General features: G+C 31.1%; 21 protein-coding genes. 3 read left to right on the top strand and 18 right to left on the bottom strand.

Translation table 11 applies throughout. From position 1 onward, the window contains the following. Positions 1–21 precede the first annotated feature (21 nt). Both B5X81_RS25355 and B5X81_RS25350 read right to left on the bottom strand, forming a co-directional pair. Positions 22–795: a (Fe-S)-binding protein gene (locus tag B5X81_RS25355; RefSeq protein ID WP_079495826.1), complete on the bottom strand. Its 774-nt coding sequence runs from the start codon at positions 793–795 to the stop codon at positions 22–24. A 1-nt stretch (position 796) separates the two neighbouring features. Continuing rightward, the gene (locus tag B5X81_RS25350) at positions 797–2,620 is read right to left on the bottom strand and encodes an FAD-dependent oxidoreductase (protein WP_079495825.1); all 1,824 of its coding nucleotides are present in this window, start codon (positions 2,618–2,620) and stop codon (positions 797–799) included. Between the two features lie 495 nt (positions 2,621–3,115). Here B5X81_RS25350 and B5X81_RS25345 point away from each other — a divergent pair, with 495 nt between their 5' ends. Together B5X81_RS25345 and B5X81_RS25340 are read left to right on the top strand one after the other, a co-directional pair. After that, complete coding sequence (locus B5X81_RS25345) at positions 3,116–4,006, top strand: LysR family transcriptional regulator (RefSeq protein ID WP_079495824.1); 891 nt, start codon at positions 3,116–3,118, stop codon at positions 4,004–4,006. A 661-nt stretch (positions 4,007–4,667) separates the two neighbouring features. Further along, on the top strand, positions 4,668–5,369 hold the full coding sequence (locus tag B5X81_RS25340) for a hypothetical protein (protein WP_079495823.1): 702 nt from the start codon (positions 4,668–4,670) through the stop codon (positions 5,367–5,369). A gap of 369 nt (positions 5,370–5,738) precedes the next feature. Here B5X81_RS25340 and B5X81_RS25335 read toward each other — a convergent pair whose 3' ends face one another. The 10 genes from B5X81_RS25335 to B5X81_RS25290 all read right to left on the bottom strand — a co-directional run bounded on the left by B5X81_RS25335 (position 5,739) and on the right by B5X81_RS25290 (position 13,847). Further along, entirely contained in the window at positions 5,739–6,740 is a 1,002-nt protein-coding gene (locus tag B5X81_RS25335; protein WP_079495822.1) for an aminoglycoside phosphotransferase family protein, read from the bottom strand. Beyond that, on the bottom strand, positions 6,715–7,422 hold the full coding sequence (locus B5X81_RS25330) for a TIGR04282 family arsenosugar biosynthesis glycosyltransferase (RefSeq protein WP_079495821.1): 708 nt from the start codon (positions 7,420–7,422) through the stop codon (positions 6,715–6,717). Before B5X81_RS25330 ends, B5X81_RS25335 begins: the two co-directional genes overlap by 26 nt. Then, positions 7,422–8,096, bottom strand: a complete 675-nt coding sequence (locus tag B5X81_RS25325; RefSeq protein ID WP_079495820.1) for a TIGR04283 family arsenosugar biosynthesis glycosyltransferase — start codon at positions 8,094–8,096, stop codon at positions 7,422–7,424. Before B5X81_RS25325 ends, B5X81_RS25330 begins: the two co-directional genes overlap by 1 nt. Then, on the bottom strand, positions 8,093–9,136 hold the full coding sequence (locus B5X81_RS25320; RefSeq protein WP_079495819.1) for an ABC transporter ATP-binding protein: 1,044 nt from the start codon (positions 9,134–9,136) through the stop codon (positions 8,093–8,095). The genes B5X81_RS25325 and B5X81_RS25320 overlap by 4 nt, the downstream gene beginning before the upstream one ends. A 152-nt stretch (positions 9,137–9,288) precedes the next feature. Next, positions 9,289–10,095: an ABC transporter permease gene (locus B5X81_RS25315; protein WP_079495818.1), complete on the bottom strand. Its 807-nt coding sequence runs from the start codon at positions 10,093–10,095 to the stop codon at positions 9,289–9,291. A 53-nt stretch (positions 10,096–10,148) separates the two neighbouring features. Next, positions 10,149–11,012 carry an ABC transporter permease gene (locus B5X81_RS25310; protein ID WP_079495817.1) on the bottom strand — a complete coding sequence of 288 codons (864 nt, stop codon included), beginning with the start codon at positions 11,010–11,012 and terminating at the stop codon, positions 10,149–10,151. Between the two features lie 2 nt (positions 11,013–11,014). Continuing rightward, entirely contained in the window at positions 11,015–12,253 is a 1,239-nt protein-coding gene (locus B5X81_RS25305; RefSeq protein WP_079495816.1) for an ABC transporter substrate-binding protein, read from the bottom strand. A 125-nt stretch (positions 12,254–12,378) separates the two neighbouring features. After that, positions 12,379–12,897 carry a YeeE/YedE family protein gene (locus tag B5X81_RS25300; RefSeq protein ID WP_079495815.1) on the bottom strand — a complete coding sequence of 173 codons (519 nt, stop codon included), beginning with the start codon at positions 12,895–12,897 and terminating at the stop codon, positions 12,379–12,381. Positions 12,898–12,908: 11 nt separating this feature from the next. Continuing rightward, entirely contained in the window at positions 12,909–13,136 is a 228-nt protein-coding gene (locus tag B5X81_RS25295) for a sulfurtransferase TusA family protein (RefSeq protein WP_079495814.1), read from the bottom strand. A gap of 15 nt (positions 13,137–13,151) precedes the next feature. Next, the gene (locus tag B5X81_RS25290; protein ID WP_208985135.1) at positions 13,152–13,847 is read right to left on the bottom strand and encodes a YeeE/YedE thiosulfate transporter family protein; all 696 of its coding nucleotides are present in this window, start codon (positions 13,845–13,847) and stop codon (positions 13,152–13,154) included. Between the two features lie 388 nt (positions 13,848–14,235). Between B5X81_RS25290 and B5X81_RS25285 the strand changes: the two genes are divergently transcribed. Next, positions 14,236–15,111 carry a nucleoside hydrolase gene (locus B5X81_RS25285; protein ID WP_079495813.1) on the top strand — a complete coding sequence of 292 codons (876 nt, stop codon included), beginning with the start codon at positions 14,236–14,238 and terminating at the stop codon, positions 15,109–15,111. 132 nt (positions 15,112–15,243) lie between these two features. Here B5X81_RS25285 and B5X81_RS25280 read toward each other — a convergent pair whose 3' ends face one another. The 6 genes from B5X81_RS25280 to B5X81_RS25255 all read right to left on the bottom strand — a co-directional run bounded on the left by B5X81_RS25280 (position 15,244) and on the right by B5X81_RS25255 (position 22,521). Beyond that, entirely contained in the window at positions 15,244–16,191 is a 948-nt protein-coding gene (locus B5X81_RS25280; RefSeq protein WP_079495812.1) for a sulfurtransferase, read from the bottom strand. A 256-nt stretch (positions 16,192–16,447) separates the two neighbouring features. Further along, positions 16,448–17,245, bottom strand: a complete 798-nt coding sequence (locus B5X81_RS25275) for an ABC transporter ATP-binding protein (RefSeq protein ID WP_079495811.1) — start codon at positions 17,243–17,245, stop codon at positions 16,448–16,450. 72 nt (positions 17,246–17,317) lie between these two features. After that, complete coding sequence (locus B5X81_RS25270) at positions 17,318–18,388, bottom strand: taurine ABC transporter substrate-binding protein (RefSeq protein ID WP_079495810.1); 1,071 nt, start codon at positions 18,386–18,388, stop codon at positions 17,318–17,320. A gap of 30 nt (positions 18,389–18,418) precedes the next feature. After that, a complete protein-coding gene (locus B5X81_RS25265; RefSeq protein WP_079495809.1) occupies positions 18,419–19,231 on the bottom strand; it encodes an ABC transporter permease in 813 nt (270 codons plus the stop codon). A 202-nt stretch (positions 19,232–19,433) separates the two neighbouring features. Beyond that, on the bottom strand, positions 19,434–21,131 hold the full coding sequence (locus B5X81_RS25260) for an FAD-dependent oxidoreductase (protein WP_079495808.1): 1,698 nt from the start codon (positions 21,129–21,131) through the stop codon (positions 19,434–19,436). A gap of 103 nt (positions 21,132–21,234) precedes the next feature. Beyond that, positions 21,235–22,521, bottom strand: a complete 1,287-nt coding sequence (locus tag B5X81_RS25255) for a YeeE/YedE family protein (protein WP_079495807.1) — start codon at positions 22,519–22,521, stop codon at positions 21,235–21,237. Positions 22,522–22,731: the final 210 nt, after the last annotated feature.

The following is a 22,731-nucleotide window of genomic DNA, read 5'->3' as shown; positions in this document are numbered from 1 at the left end:
TCCCTCCAGTAATTTGAATATTTATTTTAATACTTCATTAATATTCTTTTTTGACTTATATCTATTGGCCCATGAAGTAATGGGGCTGCCAGGTAATCCTGGAAATTCTGTCTTTGAATCAAATTTTTCTCCAAATATTAAATCAAGTATATGGACTGCCTTCTTTTCACCCTTTACCATGGATTCCCTACATGCTGCACAATAAGCCACAACATAATCGGACTCCATTTCAGAGGTTCTCCTTTTCATAACTCTAAGGGCAAGGTCTGGATTAGCTGGAACAACCATTCCTCCAAAACCACAGCACCTTGTATTTTCTCCAGTGTGGGGCGGCTCTTCAATTTTGTATCCTAACTCCTTCATTATCCACCTTATTCCATCATGTATAGGTTTTCTATTTCTAGTTGGACAGGAATCATGTATGGCAAATACTATATCACTATTCTTGCCTTTTCCTATCGCTTCCTTAGGAAGACCTATTTGGGGAAAGAGTTCCCAAAGTGATACTACTTTCTGATTTTTACTATATTCCGACATTGTTAAAAAACATGACTGACAGGCAACTATGATTTCCTCGGCCCCTAATCTATCAATCTCCCCTTGCAGCTGACCATATCTTTCCTTAAACTTACCAACCTGCCCTAGTGCCTTTGTTGGTTTTCCGCAGCATTTCAATATTGCCCCTGTTCCAGGTAATTTTTCCTGTAGATATTCCAGTGTTTTCTTTACTACCTCAGGATTATAGGATGGTAAGCTACATCCAGGAATGAAAACTCTTTTAGTCTTATTATTCATATTAAACCTCCCCCCTGCTTTTCGACTGCTCTGACATTTTAGCTGGTCTAGCCGTGGTAAATAATTTTGAAAATCCTAATAACTGGTGCATTTCGATAGCTTTATGACCCTTCATTGGTGATTTGCCATTATTAGCTTTAATCATCTCTTTTCTTATTTCCATAAACCTATCCTTCATTTCAAAATCCTTAGGGCATGCTATTGTACATTGACTACACATATTACATGAATAAGGTATGATTGGATCTATCTCTCCAGTTTTTATAATCTGCTCAAAAAGTTCTTTAGGACATTCACAAAAATCACCAAGCATCTCGCATTCCTTCATACAAAGCTTACATTCACATTTTAAACATCTTGATGCTTCTTCAACAGCTTGTGCTTCAGTAAAACCTAAATCAACTTCTTCAAAGCCCTTTATTCTAATATCTGGATCTATTTGTCTTGTCTTTATTCTTGGAAGATCAACATCCTCATCCTTTAGTTCAGTCTCAAGCCAAGTTTCATATGTACCTTCATATTCCCTGTCAGTAAACATATCCTCATTATTCAGGAATCTATCTACGGATAGTGCAGCCTTTCTACCTTCTGCCATAGCCTCTACAGCTATTACTGATCTTCCTGTGGCATCTCCTGCAACGAAAACCTTTTCCATTTTTGTTTGGAGTGTTACATTATCTACCTTAAATCTTCCTCCCCGTATTGTTTCTATAGATTCTGTCGGAACAAAGGAACTATCTACCCCCTGACCAACTGCAAATATAACATTATCTAAATTAAAGGTATTTTTAATATTTTCATCATACTCAGGATTGAATCTACCCTCTTTATCAAATAAAGATATACATTTTTTTATTTCAATACCTGTTATTTTTCCTTCTTTGCCTATAATCTTTTCAGGTCCAAATCCATCATGAAGTATTACTCCTTCTTCTAGTGCTTCTTCTACTTCCCAATCATGGGCAGGCATATCAGATTCATTTTCTAAACATATAAGATGAACTTCCTCTGCTCCTACCCTCCGTGCACTTCTTGCAGCATCTATTGCCACATTTCCTCCACCAATAACTGCAATTTTCTTTCCTATATCATATTTTCTTGTTAAACTAACTTCCCTTAAAAAATCAACTGCATTTAATACGCCCTTTAAATCATGTCCTGGAACTGGAATAACAATGCCCTTATGGGCTCCTACTGCTATTACTATTGCATCATAATCCTTCTCTAAGCTCTCAAAGGATATATCCTTTCCAATTTCAACACCTAGTTTAAATTCAATACCTATTTCCTCTAATAGCCTGTATTCATAATCAATAATATCTCTAGGTAATCTATATTCAGGTATACCAACCCTCATCATTCCTCCAACTACTGGAAGTCTTTCATATATTGTTACTTTATATCCCTTTTTTCTCAAATCCAAAGCTGCCTGTGCACCTGCAGGTCCAGCTCCAACAACTGCAATTCTTTCAGATCTTTCTCCTTTAACTGATAAATCCCAGTTCTTCTTATCATCATAGTTGTCGGCAACAAATCTTTTTAATGCTGCTATTGCCATAGGCTGCCTAAAGGCTTCTTCTCTTTTGCACTTTTCTTCGCAGGGGTGGGCACAAATTCTACCTAATGTGGCCGGCAAGAATAATTTTTCTCTAATTAAATTTATAGCTTCATTATGTTTTCCTTCTCCTATTAAATTAACATAACCCTTTACATCGGTATGCATTGGACATGTAGCTTCACAGTATGGTGGGGCATCGCCCATACAATCTTCTGCAATTTCCTGCATTTTATCCAAAATTTCTTTTGAATAAGCAATTTTATTCACAAGCTTACCTCCTCTTCTCAATTAAAAATAAATAATAGTTTAAATTTTTTCTTAATTCAAAAGAATCTTTGTTAAAAACTCTACAATTCTTAATTTCATTATATTATATTTTTGTATTGAAGCTTAATAAGCATTGTTTATGAAATATAATAATAATTTATCATGGATTTTTTTAAAATATTTTTCCACATTTTAGTTTAAATATTTAATTTTTTGACATAAGAATAACAAACCTTATTTGATATTATGGTATAATATAGTAAGTTAAATTGAATTAAATATATAGATTTCTAATAGTAAAGCTTAATTTATTCTTATGAAAATATCCAATGCTTCTAGGGATTTTTCATATGTATAAATTAATTGTTTTACTAGAATATCTATATAGATTTTCCATAGCAAAACTTAATTTATTAATATCAAAATATCCGCTGTTTGAAGGAATTTTGATGTATATAAATTAATTTTAAAAATTTTTTGGGTATAGGTGATTATATGAACATACAATATTTAAGGGCGTTTTACGCAACTGTAAAAGCTAATAGTATATCTAAGGCTGCTAAAATTCTTCATTTAACGCAACCTGGTCTTAGTATGCAAATTCAATCTTTAGAAAAAGATCTTGGGGTAAGTCTATTAAATAGAAGTAATAAGGGGGTTGAACTAACAGAGGCTGGTAAGGTTGTCTTTGATTACGCCACAACTATTCTATCTTTACAGGAAAATATTGAAAGGGACCTGGAAAACTTAAAATCAGATAAGAAATATCTTCTTATAGGATCATGTAAAGCCGTAGGAGAATATGCTCTTCCCTGTTCTATATACATGTATAAACAAAATAATGAAGATGTAGATATAAATTTAGAAATAAGTAATACAAAGGGAGTAGTGCAGGATCTTATAAGCAGAACAATAAATATTGGATTACTCCATGGTTATGAAAGTAATAAAAATCTTGCAATTCAAAAAGTAACCTCAGATAGATTATTGTTAGTTACATCATTGCCTCTAATGAAGGATAAAATCTCAATTAAAGAACTCACACGCCTACCTTTAATATTTAGAGAAAACGGGTCCGGTACTAGACAGACTATTTTAAAAGCTTTAAAACCCCACGGCATTGGAGCTCAGGATTTAAATATTATTTATGAGCTTAATTCCATGGAAGCTATAAAAACTTCCGTAATTGCGGGTAAAGGTATATCCTTTATACCAGAATTAACAATAAAAAGAGAGTTAAGGGATAATGTACTTAAACATGTTGAAATAGAAGGATTGGAATTATTCAGTGAATTCTATATAGGTTATAGAAAGGATCATCAGCTTTCTCCATTTGAGTCGGATTTTATAAAATTTATAAAATCTTCTAAACGAGGATTCTGTTAAATACAGCTTTAAGAGGATTCATAAGATTTTCCTATGTATAACAGAATTTACCTTTTTTATACCTATGAGTTTTGGGAAAATTATATTTTTATATTCCTATAAAAAATTAATTTTCAATAATTTAGCATCTAAACTTGAAAATATCAAGCTTCACTCTATTGTTTCTAAATTTAAACTTGTAAATTGGAGTGGTATCTGTGATTATTAAAGTTGATTTTGTTTTAGCAATGATGATTTTACTTATTATTTGCATTTGTTTGACAAATTTTTTTATGAAAATTGCTAATTTTATCGGTGACAAACTCAAAATTGGTACTTTTTTTATAAAATTATTCAATAAAATTGGAAAGAATAAATAAATGTATTAGAAAAGTTTAATTTTGTCTATCTGGATAACCCCTTTGATAAGATAGTATTTGATCTGTAAACCTAAATACTATCTTATCAAAGGTTTTTTTCTTTTCTGCTCACTGGTGGAAGCTCCTTAAAATCATATATAAAGTAAGTAGTTTTCATCATCCTATAAGCTAATAAAAAATAACTTTCCCATATATTTTATAGACTTTATTAAATTTATATTGAAAAAAAAACAAAAATGTTATAATATACATAAATATTAATTTATTTACTAATATATAAAATATAGGTAAGGAGGATTAGTATGAAAAAAATATTTATATTTTTGTTGGTAGTATTGATATTGTTTCCTACATCAATAACTTTTGCAGGTAATCATCATGAAGTTACGTTTGAAGAATTAAATGAATTGGCCACAAAGTATGATTTTGAACCACAAATTGTTAATATAACTTTATCTCAAGATAAAGTTATAAGTAATTTAACAAAAAATGAATTAGAAAGTCTTATTATTAAATCTCGTAAAAGAAACTCAAAACCTTTACATTTTGAAGAAAAAGTCTACATACAAATGCCTGAATCCAGCCACTCGAATAGATTTATAAATGCAACTTCAAATGGATGGGTAACTAAAACTGGTGTAGATACATTATCTAGAACAGGCTACCACTTAGATATTGAAGAATTTAAACTAAAAAAATCTGTGTCTGTTTCATATGAGTATGAAGCTCAATATTTACCTGGAGAACCTGATCCTACAAGAAACTGGAAATTTACAGACTGTGATGAAGGTAGTGTAGATCATTTAAATGAAGGTGCTTATATAATAAAAAGTGTTACATCAGAAGCAGAGATTTCATCTAGTTCCACCAGTATAACACAAACTTATAGCGGTGTAGTTGATACTGGAATATATATAGGGATAGACGGAGCTCAGATTCGAATTCCAACAGGAGAAAATGATTTTTCAGGAAATGTTGCTTATATAATTTCTGAAGTTCAATAATTTAAAATATATAGAATATAAAAAAAATCAAATCAGCACTACACCGTTAGAATAGGTGGTTTTCGTTATACAAGAAGAGGCTGTCTCATAAATAATAATATAGGACAGCCCAATTTTTATGGGGAAAATTACAGAAGATAAATATCTAATAATTTTCATATTTACTATAATTAAGTTATTGCAAAAATTTACCTTTCTTTTTAATAGACTAAATAGAAATTTAACTATGAAATATAAAAACGTTATAACCTATGCAGCTTATATATAAATAGGTAAAAAACAAAGTATCTAGAATTCCCTTTAAAAAATTATCAATCTCAAATGTTTTTATCATTAAATTAGAAAAATTATTTCAAGACAACTTCTTATTTAAATATATTCTTTCATTAATTTCTCTAAGAAATCAATATTTAAATACTCTTCTATTTTTCTATAAGTATCCATATTTTTTATATCCTTATTTGGCTTTTGATATTCAAGCCATGCATATGCACACCATGATAGTGCCCTTAGATATAAATATGGATTATAAAGATGCACCCTCTCTTTAATATCTTTATTGCCATTTTTCAGATTATTTATATAAGCTTTATAGAAGTCTTCTATCTCTTCCTTAGTAAGTACATAATTGGCCTTCCAAAGAGTTGTTGTAGGAGCTAGAAATTGAGTTATATCCTGACAGGGATCAGATACAACCGGTTTTTCCCAATCTATTAAATAACTATTTTTATCTCCAATAATAAAATTATGGGAATTTACTTCAGTATTATTAATAACATGCCATTTATTTTTAGTAAAATACCGTTCACGATCCTTATTTTTTTCTGCCCATTCTAAAAATTTGTAAAAGAAATTCTTTAATTTCTTGTGGACCATGGGAGATTTTAAATAATCCTTTAATAATCTTTTTCCTTCTGTAATTCTATCACTACAAATATTATCTTCCATAATGAACTCATGATTTATATTTTCTAAATCAATAGAATGAATTTTGCCAAATATTTCAGCAGATTTTTTTAAATCCTTATTATACTCAAGGGGTCTTCCCTCTAAAAACTCCATAATTAATACTCCATATTCTAAAAACATCTTGCTGCTATCTACGAAATATACCTTTGGAGTTACATCACTAATTTCCAGAGCCTTTAGAGCATTATATTCATACCCAATTTGATTATTTAGTTCTAATTGGCTCCCTGTATTTACTCTAAAAACATACTTGCTATTTCCATCATCTACAGTAAAATTTATATTATATTCTCCCTGGGCTAAAAAATTAACATTAAAATTCTTATTTAGTTTTAAATCAAAATACAATTCTTTTTCGAAAATATAATCTTTGATTTTACACTTTAGAGTATCCTTCAACATATTGTTTATCACTCCATAGGCTATTTATATAATTTATTGTGTTATAGGGTATAACATTTCCATCTTCTAGTTTATACTTACTTTTCATAATAAAATTAAATAAATCCTCTTTTGTATCTATATCTCTAAGCTTGCTGACAAGCTTGGTTTTTAATCCTAAACCGTTGGCAATATCAATGGTTCCTTCAAGGACAGATTTATTTCCCCATTTTACTTTATTTTGAAATAAGTCCTTATGAGGCCTATGAATTCCAATAAGATAATATCCTCCATCTACAGTTGGTCCTAATACAATATCATTATTTCCAAGGGCCATAAATGAAACCCTGATATCATAGGGTTGAATGCTTGGTATATCTGCTCCCATAAGAATTATTTCACTATAGCCTTTATTAAAGAGATACTGAAAAGCATTGAACATTTTTTCTCCAAGGTCTTTACCCCATTGTGGAAAACACTGTATATAATCTGGGATGAAATCTTCCATAAGTTTAAATGATTTTTCTGGAGTATATGTTAAAAATATATCTATATCATCCTTAATATATTCAAATACATTAAATAAGTCTAGTAAAAAACATTTATGAAGATTAGCACATTCTTCTCCACTTAAAACTTTCATTAGTCTTGTCTTGGTTCTACCTGGTATAGGGACCCTCGTCATTAATATTAAAGCCTTCATCATCTTGCCTCCCTATATATTTCCTTCAATTTGGAAGGAGATACTCCTAGTATATAAAGCAATTTTATTTTCTGCATAAGTAATAATGTTTTAAACTGACCACCTTTATTAAACCTCCTTGCAGAAGTTCCAATAGAGGTCTTCAGCATTTTTACTTTTCCTGCTTTATAAAGTTTTTTAGACAGTTCCCAATCTTCCATAAGCTCTATATGGGGGTATCCACCAAGCTTTAAAAATATATCCTTTTTAATGAAAATACCTTGATCTCCAAAAATTAGCTTTAAAAGTTTCGCCCTGAAATTTGATGTTATTGCCACAAATCTCATAAATATCGTATGACAATCATAAAAGCTTAAAGAAAAACCACCACCAACATAGCCTCTATTAATAGCTTCTTCTATGCTTTGAAGTGATCTATTGTGGAGTTGTGAATCAGAATGTACAAACCATAATATATCTCCTAAGGCTTCCTCTGCTCCTACATTCATTTGATTTGCCCTTCCTCTTTCACTGTGGATAACCTTTGCATATCCCGAGGCTTTTTCCACAGTTCTATCTGAACTTCCACCATCAACAACAATCACTTCTTTTTTCCCTTCTAATGAATTAATATTTAATAACATTTCTTCTATATTCTTTTCCTCATTTAATACTGGAAGGATTATAGATATCATATCAGCACCTCGGACATGTTATTAAAAAATACTATCTTATCAAAATCAATTTGAGCCCATACTTTCTCTCTCTCTTGAAAAATATTCTTTGAATTATTTATGCACTTAAGCTTTATATTATTTACCAATAATGTATAATAAACCTTATCGCCTGCATATTGTCTTGATACTATATTTGCCCAAAAACCGCTGCTTTCTTTTGTTCTTTTTATATCTATTTCTTCGGGCCTTATCATTGCCACTACCTTTGAATACCTATTAAAATTTGTTTTAAATTTACCTGCTCTACAATGAAAAAGACCATTTTCTATTTCACCCTTTAAATAATTCTTTTCACCGAAAAAATCCGCAACAACAGACGAGATTGGTTTTTCATAGATTTCAAGTGGGTCGCCAAATTGCTTTATTTCCCCATCCAGCATAACAGCCACTTTATCTGAAGTCATCAATGCCTCCTCTTTATCATGGGTTACCAATAAGGTAGTTATTTTAAGTTTTTCTTGTATATCACAAACGAATTTTCTCATAGTATCTCTGAGCCTAGTATCAAGATTTGAAAATGGTTCGTCTAATAAAAGCACTTTTGGGTCTATGGCCAATGCTCTGGCTATGGCAACTCTTTGTTTTTGTCCACCGGAAAGCTCATCAGGATATTTTTTTTCATGGCCTATTAAACTTACTAGCTTAATCATTTCCTTGACTTTTTCTATTCTTTTCATTTTTTTTACTTTAACCATTTTAAGTCCAAAGCCTATATTTTCTTCCACAGTCATATGGGGAAACAAAAGATGGTCCTGAAAAACTATTACAGCTCCTCTTTTTTCCACTGGAATATCTACAATAGATTTTCCATTAAATAGTATATCTCCACTATTGGGAGAAATAAGTCCTGCTATAGCCTTTAGAGTTGTGGTTTTCCCGCATCCGGAAGGCCCAAGCAAAGAAACCATCTCACCTTCATTTACGGTCAAATTAATATTTCTCAATACTTGCCTGTTTTCAAAATCCTTTGATATATTTTTTAGTTCTATTTTATACATATGCATTCTCCTCTATTAAGCTCATAGATAAGAAATGTGCTTAATTAACATTATTAATTTTAAAATACAATATTCAGATAACTTACCTGACCTCTCTATTACATTTTGTGTTTTAAAATTTTTCACATGTATTATGCAATTTCCTCAGTTATCTACATATAAAAATAATTTTTTCCTCTATAATAGAACTTTACCAGCTTTTCCATTATCAAAAGCATACCAAAAGTAGATAAAATAAATATTATGCTATATGATGAAGCCATCATTCTATCTCCACTTTGGATGTATGGAAACATAAGCATAGAAAATGTTACAATTTGTCCGCCACCTATTAAAAAAGTTAAAAAATATTGACTAAAGGAAACTATAAATACCAAAGTTGCTGCAGATATTAAGCCAGGGGCAATAAGTGGTAATGTAATCTTTATGAAGGCTTGGAATGGACTGGCTCCTAAAACTCTTGCCTGCATTTCCATGGATTCACCAATGATTTCAAATACATTTGTAAGTATCCTTATTCCATAGGGTAAACAAGGAATTAAATGAACCAGCACAACCCCTATAAACGTATTAGCTAATCCCATTTTAATAAAAACAAAATGTATTCCCATGGCAACAGCTATAGGAGGAACAATTATTGGAGCAAGAATTAATATCTTAAAAAAACTTTTCCCTTTAAATTTATATACTCCCAAAGCCTTTGCAGCAGGAATACTCATTAAAAGAGTAATAAATGTAACTACACTAGATAAAAATATACTAAAGAAAAGTATCTTTAAAGAATTATTTAAAGGATTAAATATATATTTAAATCCTCTTATACCAAAGTTGTCGGGAAACACTTTGGGCCAGGGCCATATATTAACAAAGCTCCACAAGACTAATACTGCAATTGGAAAAATTAACAAAAATATAAGAACATACATCATACATTTAAAAATAAGGCCTTTTTTCTTCATCTTTTTGTCTATTCCTTTCTCCTTAATCTCACCCTCTATGCACTAACTATAATTTAAATGTTAAACCTTGAAATCAACTTAAAGCTCTTACTATAAAGCCATACTAAAATTAATGAATAAAATGTCAATATCATATTTATAACCATGGTATATGGTCTATGGGTTAAATCTGGATTGGTATATTCAATATATGCCTTTACAGGTAAAGTTTTTGGAGTGGTAGGCCCCAGTAAATAAGGGACTTCAAAAGCTCCAAAGGAAAATGCAAAAATAATTATAAATGATGACAGGATACTGGGCAGTATCAAGGGAAGAATTATCTTCCAAAAAACCTGTCTTTTATTGGCACCTAAATTTGATGCTGCATCAAAGAGATCTTCATTTATATTACTTAAAACAGTGTATACAACCATAGCAATAAAAGGTATTTCCTTCCAAAGATAAGAAATAATTATACCGATCCCTTTTCGATCAAATATCAAAGATGGAAAATGCCCCTGTCCCTCAATAAACCCTAAATAATAAAGTATTCTACTTAAAACACCACTCTGGGCCATCATATTATAGACAAGGAGCGCCGCTATTGAGTGGGGAACTATTATTGGCAATTTGTATATTATTTCTTCCACTTTCCTTTTATTCTTACTTTGAAAAATAGAATAGGCCAGTAAAACCCCAATTACAACTGCTAAAACAGATGAAACAAATGAAATATAAAGACTGAATTTAAAAGAATCTAAAAAGCTTTTATCTGTCAATACTTCTTTATAATATTTTAAAGTAAAATCCTTCAAGCCAACAACTGGAAAATATCCTAAGCTTTGTGAAAAAGCTATTATAAGTCCCATTACAAATATTCCCAAGATTATTAGCATGACGGGGGTTAACATAATATAAGGCTTAAGTTTCTTAATCAATCTTATTCACCCTCTACCGCAATATTCTCCTGCCATATCTCTTCAATTATTAGAACTATATCAGCTGGCATTTCTGGAACTCTATGATTAAGCAATATACTTTGTGGAAGTGCACCTTCTCCTATTTTAATATTTTCAAAAACTTTCTTCTCTTCATCGTTTAGCCTACTATTATCTAGAACAGGTAAATCTCCCCAATTATTAGGATCATATTTTGAGCTTTGGGCTTCTACGCTTAAAATGAAGTTAATAACAGCAAGGGCTCCTGCTTTATTTGGTGCATTGTAAGGTATCGATAGGAAATGGGTATTGCCTATTGTTCCCTTTTCAAATATAGCCGAATTACTGCTCTTTGGAAATTCCCCCGTTGTAATTTTACCGGAAACATAATTGGGATTATAGCTCATAGTCATTAAAACTTCATTATCTGAAAACATATTATCTAATTGAGCATTGGTAGCTGGATATGTTTTTCCCTCCTTCCATAGGTAGGGCTTTAACTCCTTTAAAAATTCTATCGCCGGTTCTATTTCCTCTTGTATTCTCTCCTTGTCGGCTTCTAAAGTTAAAAATTGCTCATAGCCTAGAACATCATATATTATATTCCTAACAAATGCACTCCCTGTAAAATCTGGAGGCGCTGGATATGTAAATTTTCCAGGATTCTTTTTAACCATTTCAAGAAGTTCTTTATGATTTTTAGGAGCTCCTTTTAGTCTATCTTTATCGTAAATCATAACAAATTGAGCCTTTCCATAGGGTACTTCATAGCCTTCTACTTTAAATCCAAAATCATATTTTACCTCTGAAGAATCTTTATCTATATATTTATTGAAATTAGGTAATTTGTCAGTAAATGGACCTAATAATAAATCATTGCTTTTAGCAGTATAGAAATTTTCACCATTTATCCATACCACATCAATAGTGCCATTCTTCGCCCCAACCTGTTTTTCTCCTAATAATTTATTTATAATATCATCAATATTCATTGGCACTCTATTAAAATTTATATCGTATTCTTCTTTAAGCCTTTTCCCAACAAAATTATCCAGCCATTCATTAGTCTTTTGACTTCCACCCCAACCATAAAAGTTGACTGTAGTCCCCTTAGCTCTTTCTAAAATTTCATTCCAATCCTTCTCTAAAACATTTTCTTCAATCTCATTTGAATTATTAGTACATGCCACTAAATTTAAAGATAATATTAATGCAAATAAAATAGTTAATATTTTTTTCATGAAGTACCTCCCTATAAAACTTTTTACAAAGATACACAACTTTAAGGTTTAATAAATTTAAAATAAAAATATAAAAAGCTCCATTATTCTATTTGAAATTTATTTTAAATGCCAATCTTATTTATTTATAATAAATACTTGAATAGAAGCTTAGACCCTATAAATGCACCTATAAACATGAATATTCCATATACCCATCCATGTAAAGAAAAAGAAGGCACAGCACTAAAGTATGCACCAATATTACATCCAAAGCTCAATCTGCTTCCATATCCCATTAAAACTCCACCAATTAGTCCAAATATCAACTGCTTTTTATTTTTCATTCTTTTCCACTTAAACTCTGAAGCCAATAATGCTGCTATTAGAGCTCCAAAAACTAAACCCAAATTTAATATTGTGTACTCATTATTGAAAAAAGCTCTTTGGTTTGTTATATCATTTCTAAATACGTTAAAATAGTACCATTTAGAATGATCTACTCCCAAGTTTTCTAATATTCCCATTCCCCAATATAAAAATCCTGTAGTTATTCTCCAAGGTTCTCCAGAAAAAGCAAATAAAATTATATTTAAAGCTGCTAAAATTATTCCTCCAACTAAATAGGGCCAAGGTTTATTAAATATTCTCTTTAAAATTTTCATTTAATCACCCTTTATTTTCTTTTTTCTATATATATTTCCCATTCTCCATCACCAATCTCAGCATAATCTACTTCATGTCCTTGTTTTTTAGCCCATTCAACAACATTTGTTATTGAACAGCTGTGATCGGTTTCCATTATTAAAACTTGCCCTATTTCCATTTCCTTTAGCTTTTTAAGTGCTTTAAGAAGTGGTAATGGACATGCTTCATACATACAGTCTATTCTTACTTCTGACATATAAAAACCTCCACATCACCTTATCATCATATTATTTTTCTTATCATAAACATCAGCTAAATAGTAAAGTATAATCAATACAAAAACTTGTATAACTGCAGAAACAGGAAGCCCCAAATAATTAGGAATATATATAATAGGTGATTTACTTATAAAAAATTTATCCCAAAGTTCAAAATTCCTTACTCCTAAAAGACTTCCAAAGATAAATCCAATTAATACTACTAATTGTAAAGTAAATCCTTCTCCTATCCTCATAAGAGTTCCACTGGCACAGCCACCAGCTATAACCATTCCTATTCCAAATAATATTGCTCCCAAAGCTGTATGAATACCCACTGGTGCTATTTGTCCTGGTATTTTTGAAGGATTAATGTTTACATTACCTTCTAAAAATCTAAACTGAATAATCGCAAAACCTATTGTAGATATAATAAAAGCAATAATAACAGCCTTAAGAATTGAGGTGCTTCCAACCATTATAGGATCCCTAAAGCTGGCAGTAAAGCAAAATCTTGATTTTTGAAGAGTGAAGCCTATTAATAGTCCTATAAGCCAAACCACACTATATGTAAAATTGTTCTTTAAGAAAACTAAATATATAAAACCAACTATTACAATAAGTGCTATCCCTTTAAAAATTTGATTTTTCTTTTTTTCATACTTTAATTGGCGTTTTTTCTTTAATTCTTCTATTCTATTTGAAGACAATTATTTCACTCCTTCTAAATGATAGATCAAACATATAAACAACTGAGCAAATTGCTTAATTACCTTTCGCAAAAATCATCTACTATCATATAGTTTCAAAATCTTCTAAGTCATACCATATATATTGTACAATTCTGCCAAATCATAGTTATGCAATTTTCTCAACTAAGATTACATCTTTTAATCTTAGTATGTTAAATTCTAGTCAATCCATCATATATATTATATATCAATTGGAAAAGTATTTCGTATTTAGAATGTTTATACAGAATAACTAAATATTATATAGGAATATACTTTATATTTTACCAATTTATATGCTAAAATGAAAATGTGAATTTTTTATAAAGATAAACAACTTTAATTTAAAAATAAGGTGGTTATAAATATGTATAAAATAATATTCGATTGCGACAATACTATGGGAATAGATAAATGTGATGTTGATGATGGACTTACCTTGTTATATTTACTAGGCAGAAAAAATATTAAGCTTTTAGGTGTTACTACAACCTTTGGTAACAGTAATATTGATACTGTTTACAATAACACGGTAGAAATCTTCAATGACTTAAACATCAATAATATCCCTCTGTATAAAGGAGCTGGGACACAGAAAAATAGGCAAAGTGAAGCTTCTAAATTTTTAGCAAAAGCAGCAAATGCCCATCCCGGCAAAGTAACTATTTTGGCAACGGGATCCTTAACTAATTTATTAGGAGCATATGAAATAGATAGCTATTTTTTTGAAAATGTAAAGGAAATCGTTTTAATGGGCGGCATAACTAAGCCTTTAATTATTAATAATAAGAATTTAGATGAACTGAACTTTTCATGCGACCCTGAAGCTTCATATGAAGTTTTAAGCTCTAAGGCCAAAGTAACAGTATTAACTGGACACATTTGCCTTCAAGCCCTCTTTGGTGAAGAAGAATATAAAAAACTAATGAACAATGATTCAAAAAAAATATATAGATATATTAAAAATAAAACAATCCACTGGTTTGAATTTATTATGAAGGAATTCGGAATTAAAGGTTTTTATAATTGGGATATAGTTGCGGCTTTATATATAACTCACCCTGAACTATTCAATAAAAATATTCAAAATGTCATTTCGACTTCAGAAGATTTAAAAACTGGTTATCTCAAAATAGATAACTCGTCAAATAATGGTTATAAGATAAATATTCCAACTGAAATAAAAGATATAAATAGATTTAATGAAATTATTTTTAAAGCATGGGGAAATGTTGATGTTTAAGTACATGAGGAAATTACATAATACATGTAAAGAATTTTAAAATTAATAATGTTAATTATGCAAGTTTCTCACATCTTAATTATAAAAATAAGGTTAAGCCATAAACACTTTAATGGCTTAACATCTTTTTAATTACTTTTCTATTTCTTCTCCACTTTTTTCATATTCTAGCCATGAGCCATCATAATTTCTTACATTTTCATATCCTAACAGCTCTGTCAAAACAAATAAAGTGTGGGCTGATCTGACAGCACTCTTACAATGGGGCATTATTGCAGTTTTATCCTTTGTTATGCCAGCCTCTTCATAAATCCTCCTTAATTCATCGGCGCTTTTATATCTTCCATCTTTATTTAACGCATTTGTCCACTCTACCCAAACTGCCCCTGGTATACGCCCATCCTTCCATTCCTCTTCCGAACGGGTATCTAACACAAAATAACTAGCATCATCAAAGCTCTTTTTAATCATATCTAAATCTGCTATTAAGCTATTATCAGCATCCTTTGCTGTATAGGTTACAGCTTCAGCCTTATCTGCAGTAGCCTCTGTTTCAAAGCCTGCAGCTTCCCATGCATCTAATCCTCCATTGAGTAATCTTACATCTTCATGTCCATAGACCTTCATTACCCACCAAAGTCTCGATGCCCAAAGCTCCTTGTCTGCATCATAAATTACTACTTTGTCTTCATTCGTTATACCTGCTTCTCCTAAAACCTTTTCAATTTGTTCCTTAGGAGCTATCATTCCACTAACATCATTTACTTTGGCTGAAATATCCCCTCTAGATATTTTTACTGCACCTGGTATGTATCCTCCCGGTAATTTTGCATCTCTAAAGTCTACTACTTTAACTTCACCTTTATCAATCATATCTTTCAATTCTTCTGCTTCTACTAAGCTTTCACTATTAACATATCCCATATCCTCAGACTGATCTTTACTTGCCTCCTGGCTCTGCTCCTGCTTGGGTTCTTCTTGTGACTGGGGCTGTTCATTACTTGTAGTAGTGCATCCAGCTGCACCAACAACCAATGCTAATACAAGAATTAATGTCAATAAATTTTTGGGCTTCAACATGTCACATACCTCCTTTTTTAGGTTATCAGATTTGATTGTTAAATATTTATCTATAATTATAACTTATTCTCACAAAATTAATAGTATTTATGAAAAAATATTATGAGTATAAAAATTACTTATACAAAATACTTTAAAGCAACCGAAGAATGATTTTTAATTATTACTATCCTACAAAATACTGTAAATATGAAATATAAAAAATCTCAATACTTTGACAGTATTGAGATTTTTTATATTCTATATTTCTACATTTTTATTCCTCAATTTGGCTGTTGATAATGTCCAAAATTTCATTCTTTAGGTTAAAATATTCTTCATTATACATTACATGCTTCAAGTTATTATTAAATATTGTATGGGTAAAATCAATGTTAAACTCCTTTAATATCCTTCCAGGACGTTTAGACATTATGACAATCCTTGTCCCAAGTGATAATGCTTCATCTATATCGTGGGTAATTAAAAATATAGTACTATTATTTTCTTTCCAGATATCACGGATCAATGTCTGCATATTAACCCTAGTCAATGCATCTAAAGCTCCAAAGGGCTCATCCATAAGAATTACCTGAGGATAGTTAGCTAAAACTCTTGCCAGTGCCACTCTCTGTTTCATACCTCCTGAAAGTTCAAATGTGGCTTTTTCACTAAATCCAGTTAATTTAACCTGCTCTAAAAAATGAGTTCTGATTTCTTCAATTTCTTTTGCTGGGAGTTCCCTCATTTTGGGACCAAATTCCACATTATCCTTTACGCTCATCCATGGATATAGAGTAGGAGACTGAAATACAACCCCTCTATGACGATCAGGACCTGTGATAGGCTTTCCTTGCATAAGACAAGCTCCACTACTGGGTCTAATATACCCGGCAAGAGTTTTTAATAATGTACTTTTCCCACAACCAGATGGCCCCAAAATACATAAAAATTCCCCTCGTTTAATCTGTAAGTTTATATTGTCTAATGCTAAAATGGAATTGGACTTTGTTCCGTATATTGATTTTAGATTTTGGATATCTATTAAAACTTCTTGATTTCTTTCATTTATCATTATTTCAATTCCTTTCTAAAATATTAACCTATCACACAAAAGAAAATTGATAGAACAAGTGAATTAATTATTTTATTCTTTAGGAGCTTCTTCTAAATATTTCTCAATATATAAAGGGTTTACATAATCATTAAATTCTTCTTGTGATGGAGAATTTTCAATAGATCCCTGATCCTGTAAAAAATCTGATGTATCTTTCATAACAGCTGCAAAGGCACCAGATTCCTCACTTGTTCCAAAAAAGTCTTGGCTAAGTAATTCTTCCGGCGTATGCCAAGTTGACCCTTGCATCTGTAATAATGCATCTTCTTTTGTTATTTCAAGTTCTTCTGCTATGATTGCTGCAGCAGCTTCTGGATTTTGTCTATATATATCTGCTGCCTCTGCTAAACAAGCTATAAAATCTGAAACTAAATCAGGATATTTATTGGCAAATTCTTTTCTTACAACGTCTACATTAGCAGTTATATATCCCTTATCGGCCATATCTTTGCTTGAGATGAGTATCTTTCCATCTTGCAATAAATTCCCTAGAGAAGGCTGCCAGGTATATGCAGCCTTTATATCTCCTCTTTCCCAAGCTGCAACAATTTCTGCTGTTTTCATATCCAAAAGCTGTACTTGATCATCAATGCCAGCCTCCTTAAGAACATTTAATAAAATGTAATGGGATGTAGATGCAAAGGGTGTTGCAATTTTCTTTCCAGAAAGATCTTCTATTTTATCTATGCCTGAGTTATTTTTAATTGCTAATGCTTCAATTTCTCCAAGGACTTCATGAATCCAAATCATTTCTACTTCAATTTCCTTAGATAAAGCAATAATAGAATTTGTATTTCCCATGGTTGCAAAATCAATACTTCCTGATGCTAATGCTTTATTAGCATCCACACCTGAATCAAAGACAATAAAATTACATTTAATACCTTTATCGGTAAAATACTTATCAAATAATCCTTCTGCCATTGCTAATGTCTCATCATTAGGAACTCGAAGAATACCGAAATTTATTTCTTCAGGTAATGATGATGAATTCTCTGGTATTTCAGTAGATTTTTCAGAATTAGTACCACACCCAACAAAGGAACCTACTAAAATCACTGCTAATACAATTAGAAATATTCCCTTAAATAATTTTATCATATATGTCCCTCCATTTTATTCTCTTTTAATTTATACCTGGCCTTTCCAGAAGATAATCTTCTTTTCCAAGAAGCGTAATCCAATGTCTATCAATATGCCTGTAAAGCCCATTATCAATATACCTACAAATATAACATTGCTTTTCAAAAAATTCGATGCATCTAATACCATCCATCCTATGCCTGAAGTGGCAGCTATCATTTCAGCAGAAACTAAAGTAGTATAGGATAATCCAACAGCTGTTCTAATACCTGTAAAAATATCGGGCAAGCATGCAGGTAATACTATTTTAAAAAATATCTTTTTTTGATCTGCTCCTAAAGATTTGGCACTTAATATATAATCTTCATTGATTTTTCTAACAGCAGATACACAAGCAATATATATAGGTGCAAAACCCGCCAAAAACAACAAGGTTACCTTTGATGTATTATCAATACCCAGCCATAATATAAGTAGTGTATAATAAGCAAGGGGTGGCAAGGGACGATAAAACTCAACTATAGAATCAACAATTGCTTTAACTTTACTGAAATATCCGCTTAGTAGTCCAATGGGAATTGCAGTTATAATTGCAAGTCCTAAAGCTAAAAACAACCTTTGAAAGCTGGCTCCAAGGTGTATCCATAAAGAAACATTGTTATAACCATCATTTAAAATACTAATGAAGGTGGTCCATACTCCATATGGTGATGGTACCAGAGTCGATGAAAACACTTTGAATTTAGTTATTAAATGCCATGTGCCTAAAATTGTGATCCAAGTAACTGCAGTCAGTACTTTCTCGGTTTTATTCTTTTTTATTTCCTTTTCACAGCTATTTATATATTTATTTGAATCCATAAGTTATCCTCCCGTTATAAAGATAGCCAACTTTAAAGTATTATAAATTTTAATCTGGTTATCTATATAGTGAAACAAATTAAATTGAATAAGTTTTTAACAAAATATAATAGTAAAGGAGCCACCGAGTATAAACTCAATGGCCTTACTAAAGATGTATTTTGCTTAGAAAAATTTTCAATCTGACAAGCTAATAGAACATCTAATCAAAGTTATATTCTGTAACTATTTTTTCTCTTTCCGTTACTTGGTCTTGGAAGTATTCATAACAGCAAATTCCTAGGTACGAACCAGAGATATTATATAGATTATCGTATCCCATATTTTGCAGAGCCATTAGTGCATTATAGCTTCTTTGAGATGAACGACAATGTAGATATACTGGTATATCCTTTGGAATTTCATCCAATCTATTTCTAAATTCACTCAGTGGAATGTTAACTGCATTTTTAAGATGTCCCTCTTCGTATTCATCTTTTTCCCTTACATCTATAATAAATGCATTGTCCTCTACCAATTCTCTAACCTTAGTTACAGGCACTTGTCTAAACTGACCATTTAATATGTTTAGGGCCACTAATGCTGCGTGATTTACTACATCTTTTGCAGTTCCAAATAATGGCGCATAACATAACTCTAATTCTTTTAAGTCTTCTAAAGTACCTCCCATTAGAATCAATGTTGCAATAACATCTACTCTTTTATCTACATTACCTTTTCCTATTGCCTGAGCTCCAAGTATTTTCCCCGTCGGATATTCATATATAAGTTTAAAATGCATTGGATTACTTTCAGGCATTAACCCTACTTTGTCTCCAGGAATTAAGTATACGAAATCATAAGAAATTCCTGCTGCCTTTGCAGCTTTTTCGTTTAATCCTGTAGATGCCGCTCCTAGATCAAATACCTGAACTACAGATGACCCTATTACTCCATTATTTCTATGGGGAATATTGTACATATGGTCAGCTGCTGCTCTTGCTTGTCTTTGTGCTGGACCTGCAAGGGCAAGTCTTGATTTTTTATGGGTTAGACGGTTATATACCTCTATAGCATCACCAACAGCATAGATATCTTTATCACTGGTTAAATAATTATGATCCACTTTGATTCCACCAGTTTCACCTATTTCAAGATCAGCATCTTTTGCTAAGCTAGTTTCAGGGCTAACGCCTATTGCCATTATTACAGTCTTTGCATCCACTCTTTTACCTGATTGCAGCTCTACTGAATCTTTGTTAATTTTTTGTACTCCGTCACTTAATATAAGATTAATTCCCTTATCCATCATTTCTTTATGAAGTATTTGAGCCATATCATAATCAAACGGTGCCATTATTTGGTCTTGAGCTTCTATCAAGCTAACATTTTTACCTGCTAAACGTAGATTTTCGGCAACCTCTACTCCTATAAATCCACCGCCAACAACTGCAATATCTTCTATATTATTGTTTACAATATAATCATTAAGTTTCTTAATATCTACTACATTTCTTACAGTAAATACATTAGAACCATTTATTCCTTCAATACTTCTAGGACGTATTGGATTTGCTCCCGGAGATAATACTAACTTATCGTAAGATTCCTCATATTCTTCTCCAGTTTCTAAATTCTTTACTACTATTTTTTTATCTTCTCTTTTTATCTTAGTAACTTCACTATTAACTCTTGCTTCAATATTATATTGGCTTTTGAATTTTTCTGGGCACATTAAAACTAAATCTTCACTTTTTTCAACTATTCCACTTAAATGAAATGGCAATGCACAGTTAGAAAAAGAAACATTTGGTCCTCTCTCAAACATAATTATTTCTGCTGATTCATCAATTCTTCTTGCTCTTGCTGCTGCTGAAGCTCCTCCTGCCACTCCACCAATAACTAAAATTCTTTTACTCATAATATATCCTCCTTAATTATTATCAATTTAACTAGTTATACAAATATAAAACCAGAATACACGATATATATAACTTAATATTATAAATTTAAATTTGATGTCCTTATTTGCTAGTACTTAATTTTTTACTAGTACTTAATTTCTTAGCAAATGCATTACCAGCAATGCCACCTAAGACCATAAAAATTAAAAATATCCAGCCTGAAAGAGAAAAGTTAGCAATCGGAGTATATAATGCTCCTACATTACAACCGTTAGAAAGACGAGTACCTAGCCCCATTGTGATGCCCCCTAGTGCAAACAGTAATACCTCTCTTTTAGTTATGTTCATTTCTGACATAAAGGTTTCTTTAAACTTACCGGCTGTTAATAGGTAAATCATAGTTCCAAATATAATTCCAACATTTTGTACTGCGATTGGATGCTCAAAGAATGGCAATTTAAAAGACCCTGATGAAACTTTTGTAAAGGCTGTAATTGATTCAACAGGAACCTTTAAAACCATTAAAAATTTACCAAACCAGATACCATATGGAGTAGAAGCTCCCCATCCGGCCTTTGTTATACCCATTAACAAAGTAAATAATATAGTAATAACTACTGCCCCTTGTTTTAAAGTCCAAGGATTTACAAAGAAACGATTATAAGTTTCAGTACTAAAAAATCTATAATTTTTACTATCATATCTTTCACAGCTATCCTGTTTCTTTTCCATAGCATGACCAATATAGGTGTTGTTTTCCTTACGATGTTTTTCATAAATATAAGAGAAATAAATCACTAAACAGCAGAATATCCCTGTCACTATGATTGCTCCTAAATATCCTTCAAGGCCATCCCATTTAAAAAGATCTGGTAGATACACCCCTCCAGATAATTCTTCTCCCACTGATGTAGAAAACCAAGATCTTCTAACCCATCCTGCAGTCCTTTGCATAGGAAATCCAATGAATACTCCTAAACTAAAGAAAATTAGTGTAACAAAAGCTCTAGGTAAACCTGTTACTAAATCAGTAAGTACTCCAGAAGCACAGCATGAAGAAAATGACATACCAAATCCAAATAGCAATCCTCCTAAAACTAATCCTAAGTTAATAGGATTTATCCAAAGATTGTAGCTGGTAGGATCTCCTTTAAATAAAAATGCTGTAGTCACTAAAGCTGAAATGAAAAACATAACCATTAGAGTTCTCATTAATTTAGTTGAACCAGTATTATAAGCACGATTAACACTACCTGCAAATCCTGTGTAAGCTCTAGTTAATACGTATCCAAATCCTACGCCTATTAAAAGTCTAAAAAATAACATATCTGTTTTTAAAAGTGTATTACCTAAAATTGCCACTAATAAAATCCCTATGAACCCTAAAATATTCTCTATCTTTTTCATTTTTTTACCTCCTTTTAAACAATATCTTCTATAATTAATTTATCTATTAAATCATAAATCTTTATTATAATTATATATTATGGAAAGATTTTTCGGCTATTTGAAATCGTTATCCAATATAGTTGTTTGTTATTTACCTAACATAAGTGGTAATGACTTTTAATTAAAAGACTTAAATCCAAAAACAAAAGAGGCAGGTATTCAATACAC

The organism is Maledivibacter halophilus (genome assembly GCF_900167445.1).
GTDB classification, from domain to species: domain Bacteria; phylum Bacillota; class Clostridia; order Peptostreptococcales; family Caminicellaceae; genus Maledivibacter; species Maledivibacter halophilus.
Note: the sequence above shows the minus strand (reverse complement) of the source record. Positions and strands in the feature narration are given on the sequence as shown.

What these genes read in the sequence shown, in the direction of transcription:
- B5X81_RS25315 (WP_079495818.1), bottom strand. Translation starts at nt 10,095, where the DNA reads ATGAAGAAAAAAGGCCTTATTTTTAAATGTATGATGTATGTTCTTATA.
- B5X81_RS25345 (WP_079495824.1), top strand. Translation starts at nt 3,116, where the DNA reads ATGAACATACAATATTTAAGGGCGTTTTACGCAACTGTAAAAGCTAAT.
- B5X81_RS25305 (WP_079495816.1), bottom strand. Translation starts at nt 12,253, where the DNA reads ATGAAAAAAATATTAACTATTTTATTTGCATTAATATTATCTTTAAAT.
- B5X81_RS25270 (WP_079495810.1), bottom strand. Translation starts at nt 18,388, where the DNA reads ATGATAAAATTATTTAAGGGAATATTTCTAATTGTATTAGCAGTGATT.
- B5X81_RS25255 (WP_079495807.1), bottom strand. Translation starts at nt 22,521, where the DNA reads ATGAAAAAGATAGAGAATATTTTAGGGTTCATAGGGATTTTATTAGTG.
- B5X81_RS25280 (WP_079495812.1), bottom strand. Translation starts at nt 16,191, where the DNA reads ATGTTGAAGCCCAAAAATTTATTGACATTAATTCTTGTATTAGCATTG.
- B5X81_RS25355 (WP_079495826.1), bottom strand. Translation starts at nt 795, where the DNA reads ATGAATAATAAGACTAAAAGAGTTTTCATTCCTGGATGTAGCTTACCA.
- B5X81_RS25275 (WP_079495811.1), bottom strand. Translation starts at nt 17,245, where the DNA reads ATGATAAATGAAAGAAATCAAGAAGTTTTAATAGATATCCAAAATCTA.
- B5X81_RS25260 (WP_079495808.1), bottom strand. Translation starts at nt 21,131, where the DNA reads ATGAGTAAAAGAATTTTAGTTATTGGTGGAGTGGCAGGAGGAGCTTCA.
- B5X81_RS25300 (WP_079495815.1), bottom strand. Translation starts at nt 12,897, where the DNA reads ATGAAAATTTTAAAGAGAATATTTAATAAACCTTGGCCCTATTTAGTT.
- B5X81_RS25335 (WP_079495822.1), bottom strand. Translation starts at nt 6,740, where the DNA reads ATGTTGAAGGATACTCTAAAGTGTAAAATCAAAGATTATATTTTCGAA.
- B5X81_RS25295 (WP_079495814.1), bottom strand. Translation starts at nt 13,136, where the DNA reads ATGTCAGAAGTAAGAATAGACTGTATGTATGAAGCATGTCCATTACCA.
- B5X81_RS25265 (WP_079495809.1), bottom strand. Translation starts at nt 19,231, where the DNA reads ATGGATTCAAATAAATATATAAATAGCTGTGAAAAGGAAATAAAAAAG.
- B5X81_RS25320 (WP_079495819.1), bottom strand. Translation starts at nt 9,136, where the DNA reads ATGTATAAAATAGAACTAAAAAATATATCAAAGGATTTTGAAAACAGG.
- B5X81_RS25325 (WP_079495820.1), bottom strand. Translation starts at nt 8,096, where the DNA reads ATGATATCTATAATCCTTCCAGTATTAAATGAGGAAAAGAATATAGAA.
- B5X81_RS25285 (WP_079495813.1), top strand. Translation starts at nt 14,236, where the DNA reads ATGTATAAAATAATATTCGATTGCGACAATACTATGGGAATAGATAAA.
- B5X81_RS25340 (WP_079495823.1), top strand. Translation starts at nt 4,668, where the DNA reads ATGAAAAAAATATTTATATTTTTGTTGGTAGTATTGATATTGTTTCCT.
- B5X81_RS25330 (WP_079495821.1), bottom strand. Translation starts at nt 7,422, where the DNA reads ATGAAGGCTTTAATATTAATGACGAGGGTCCCTATACCAGGTAGAACC.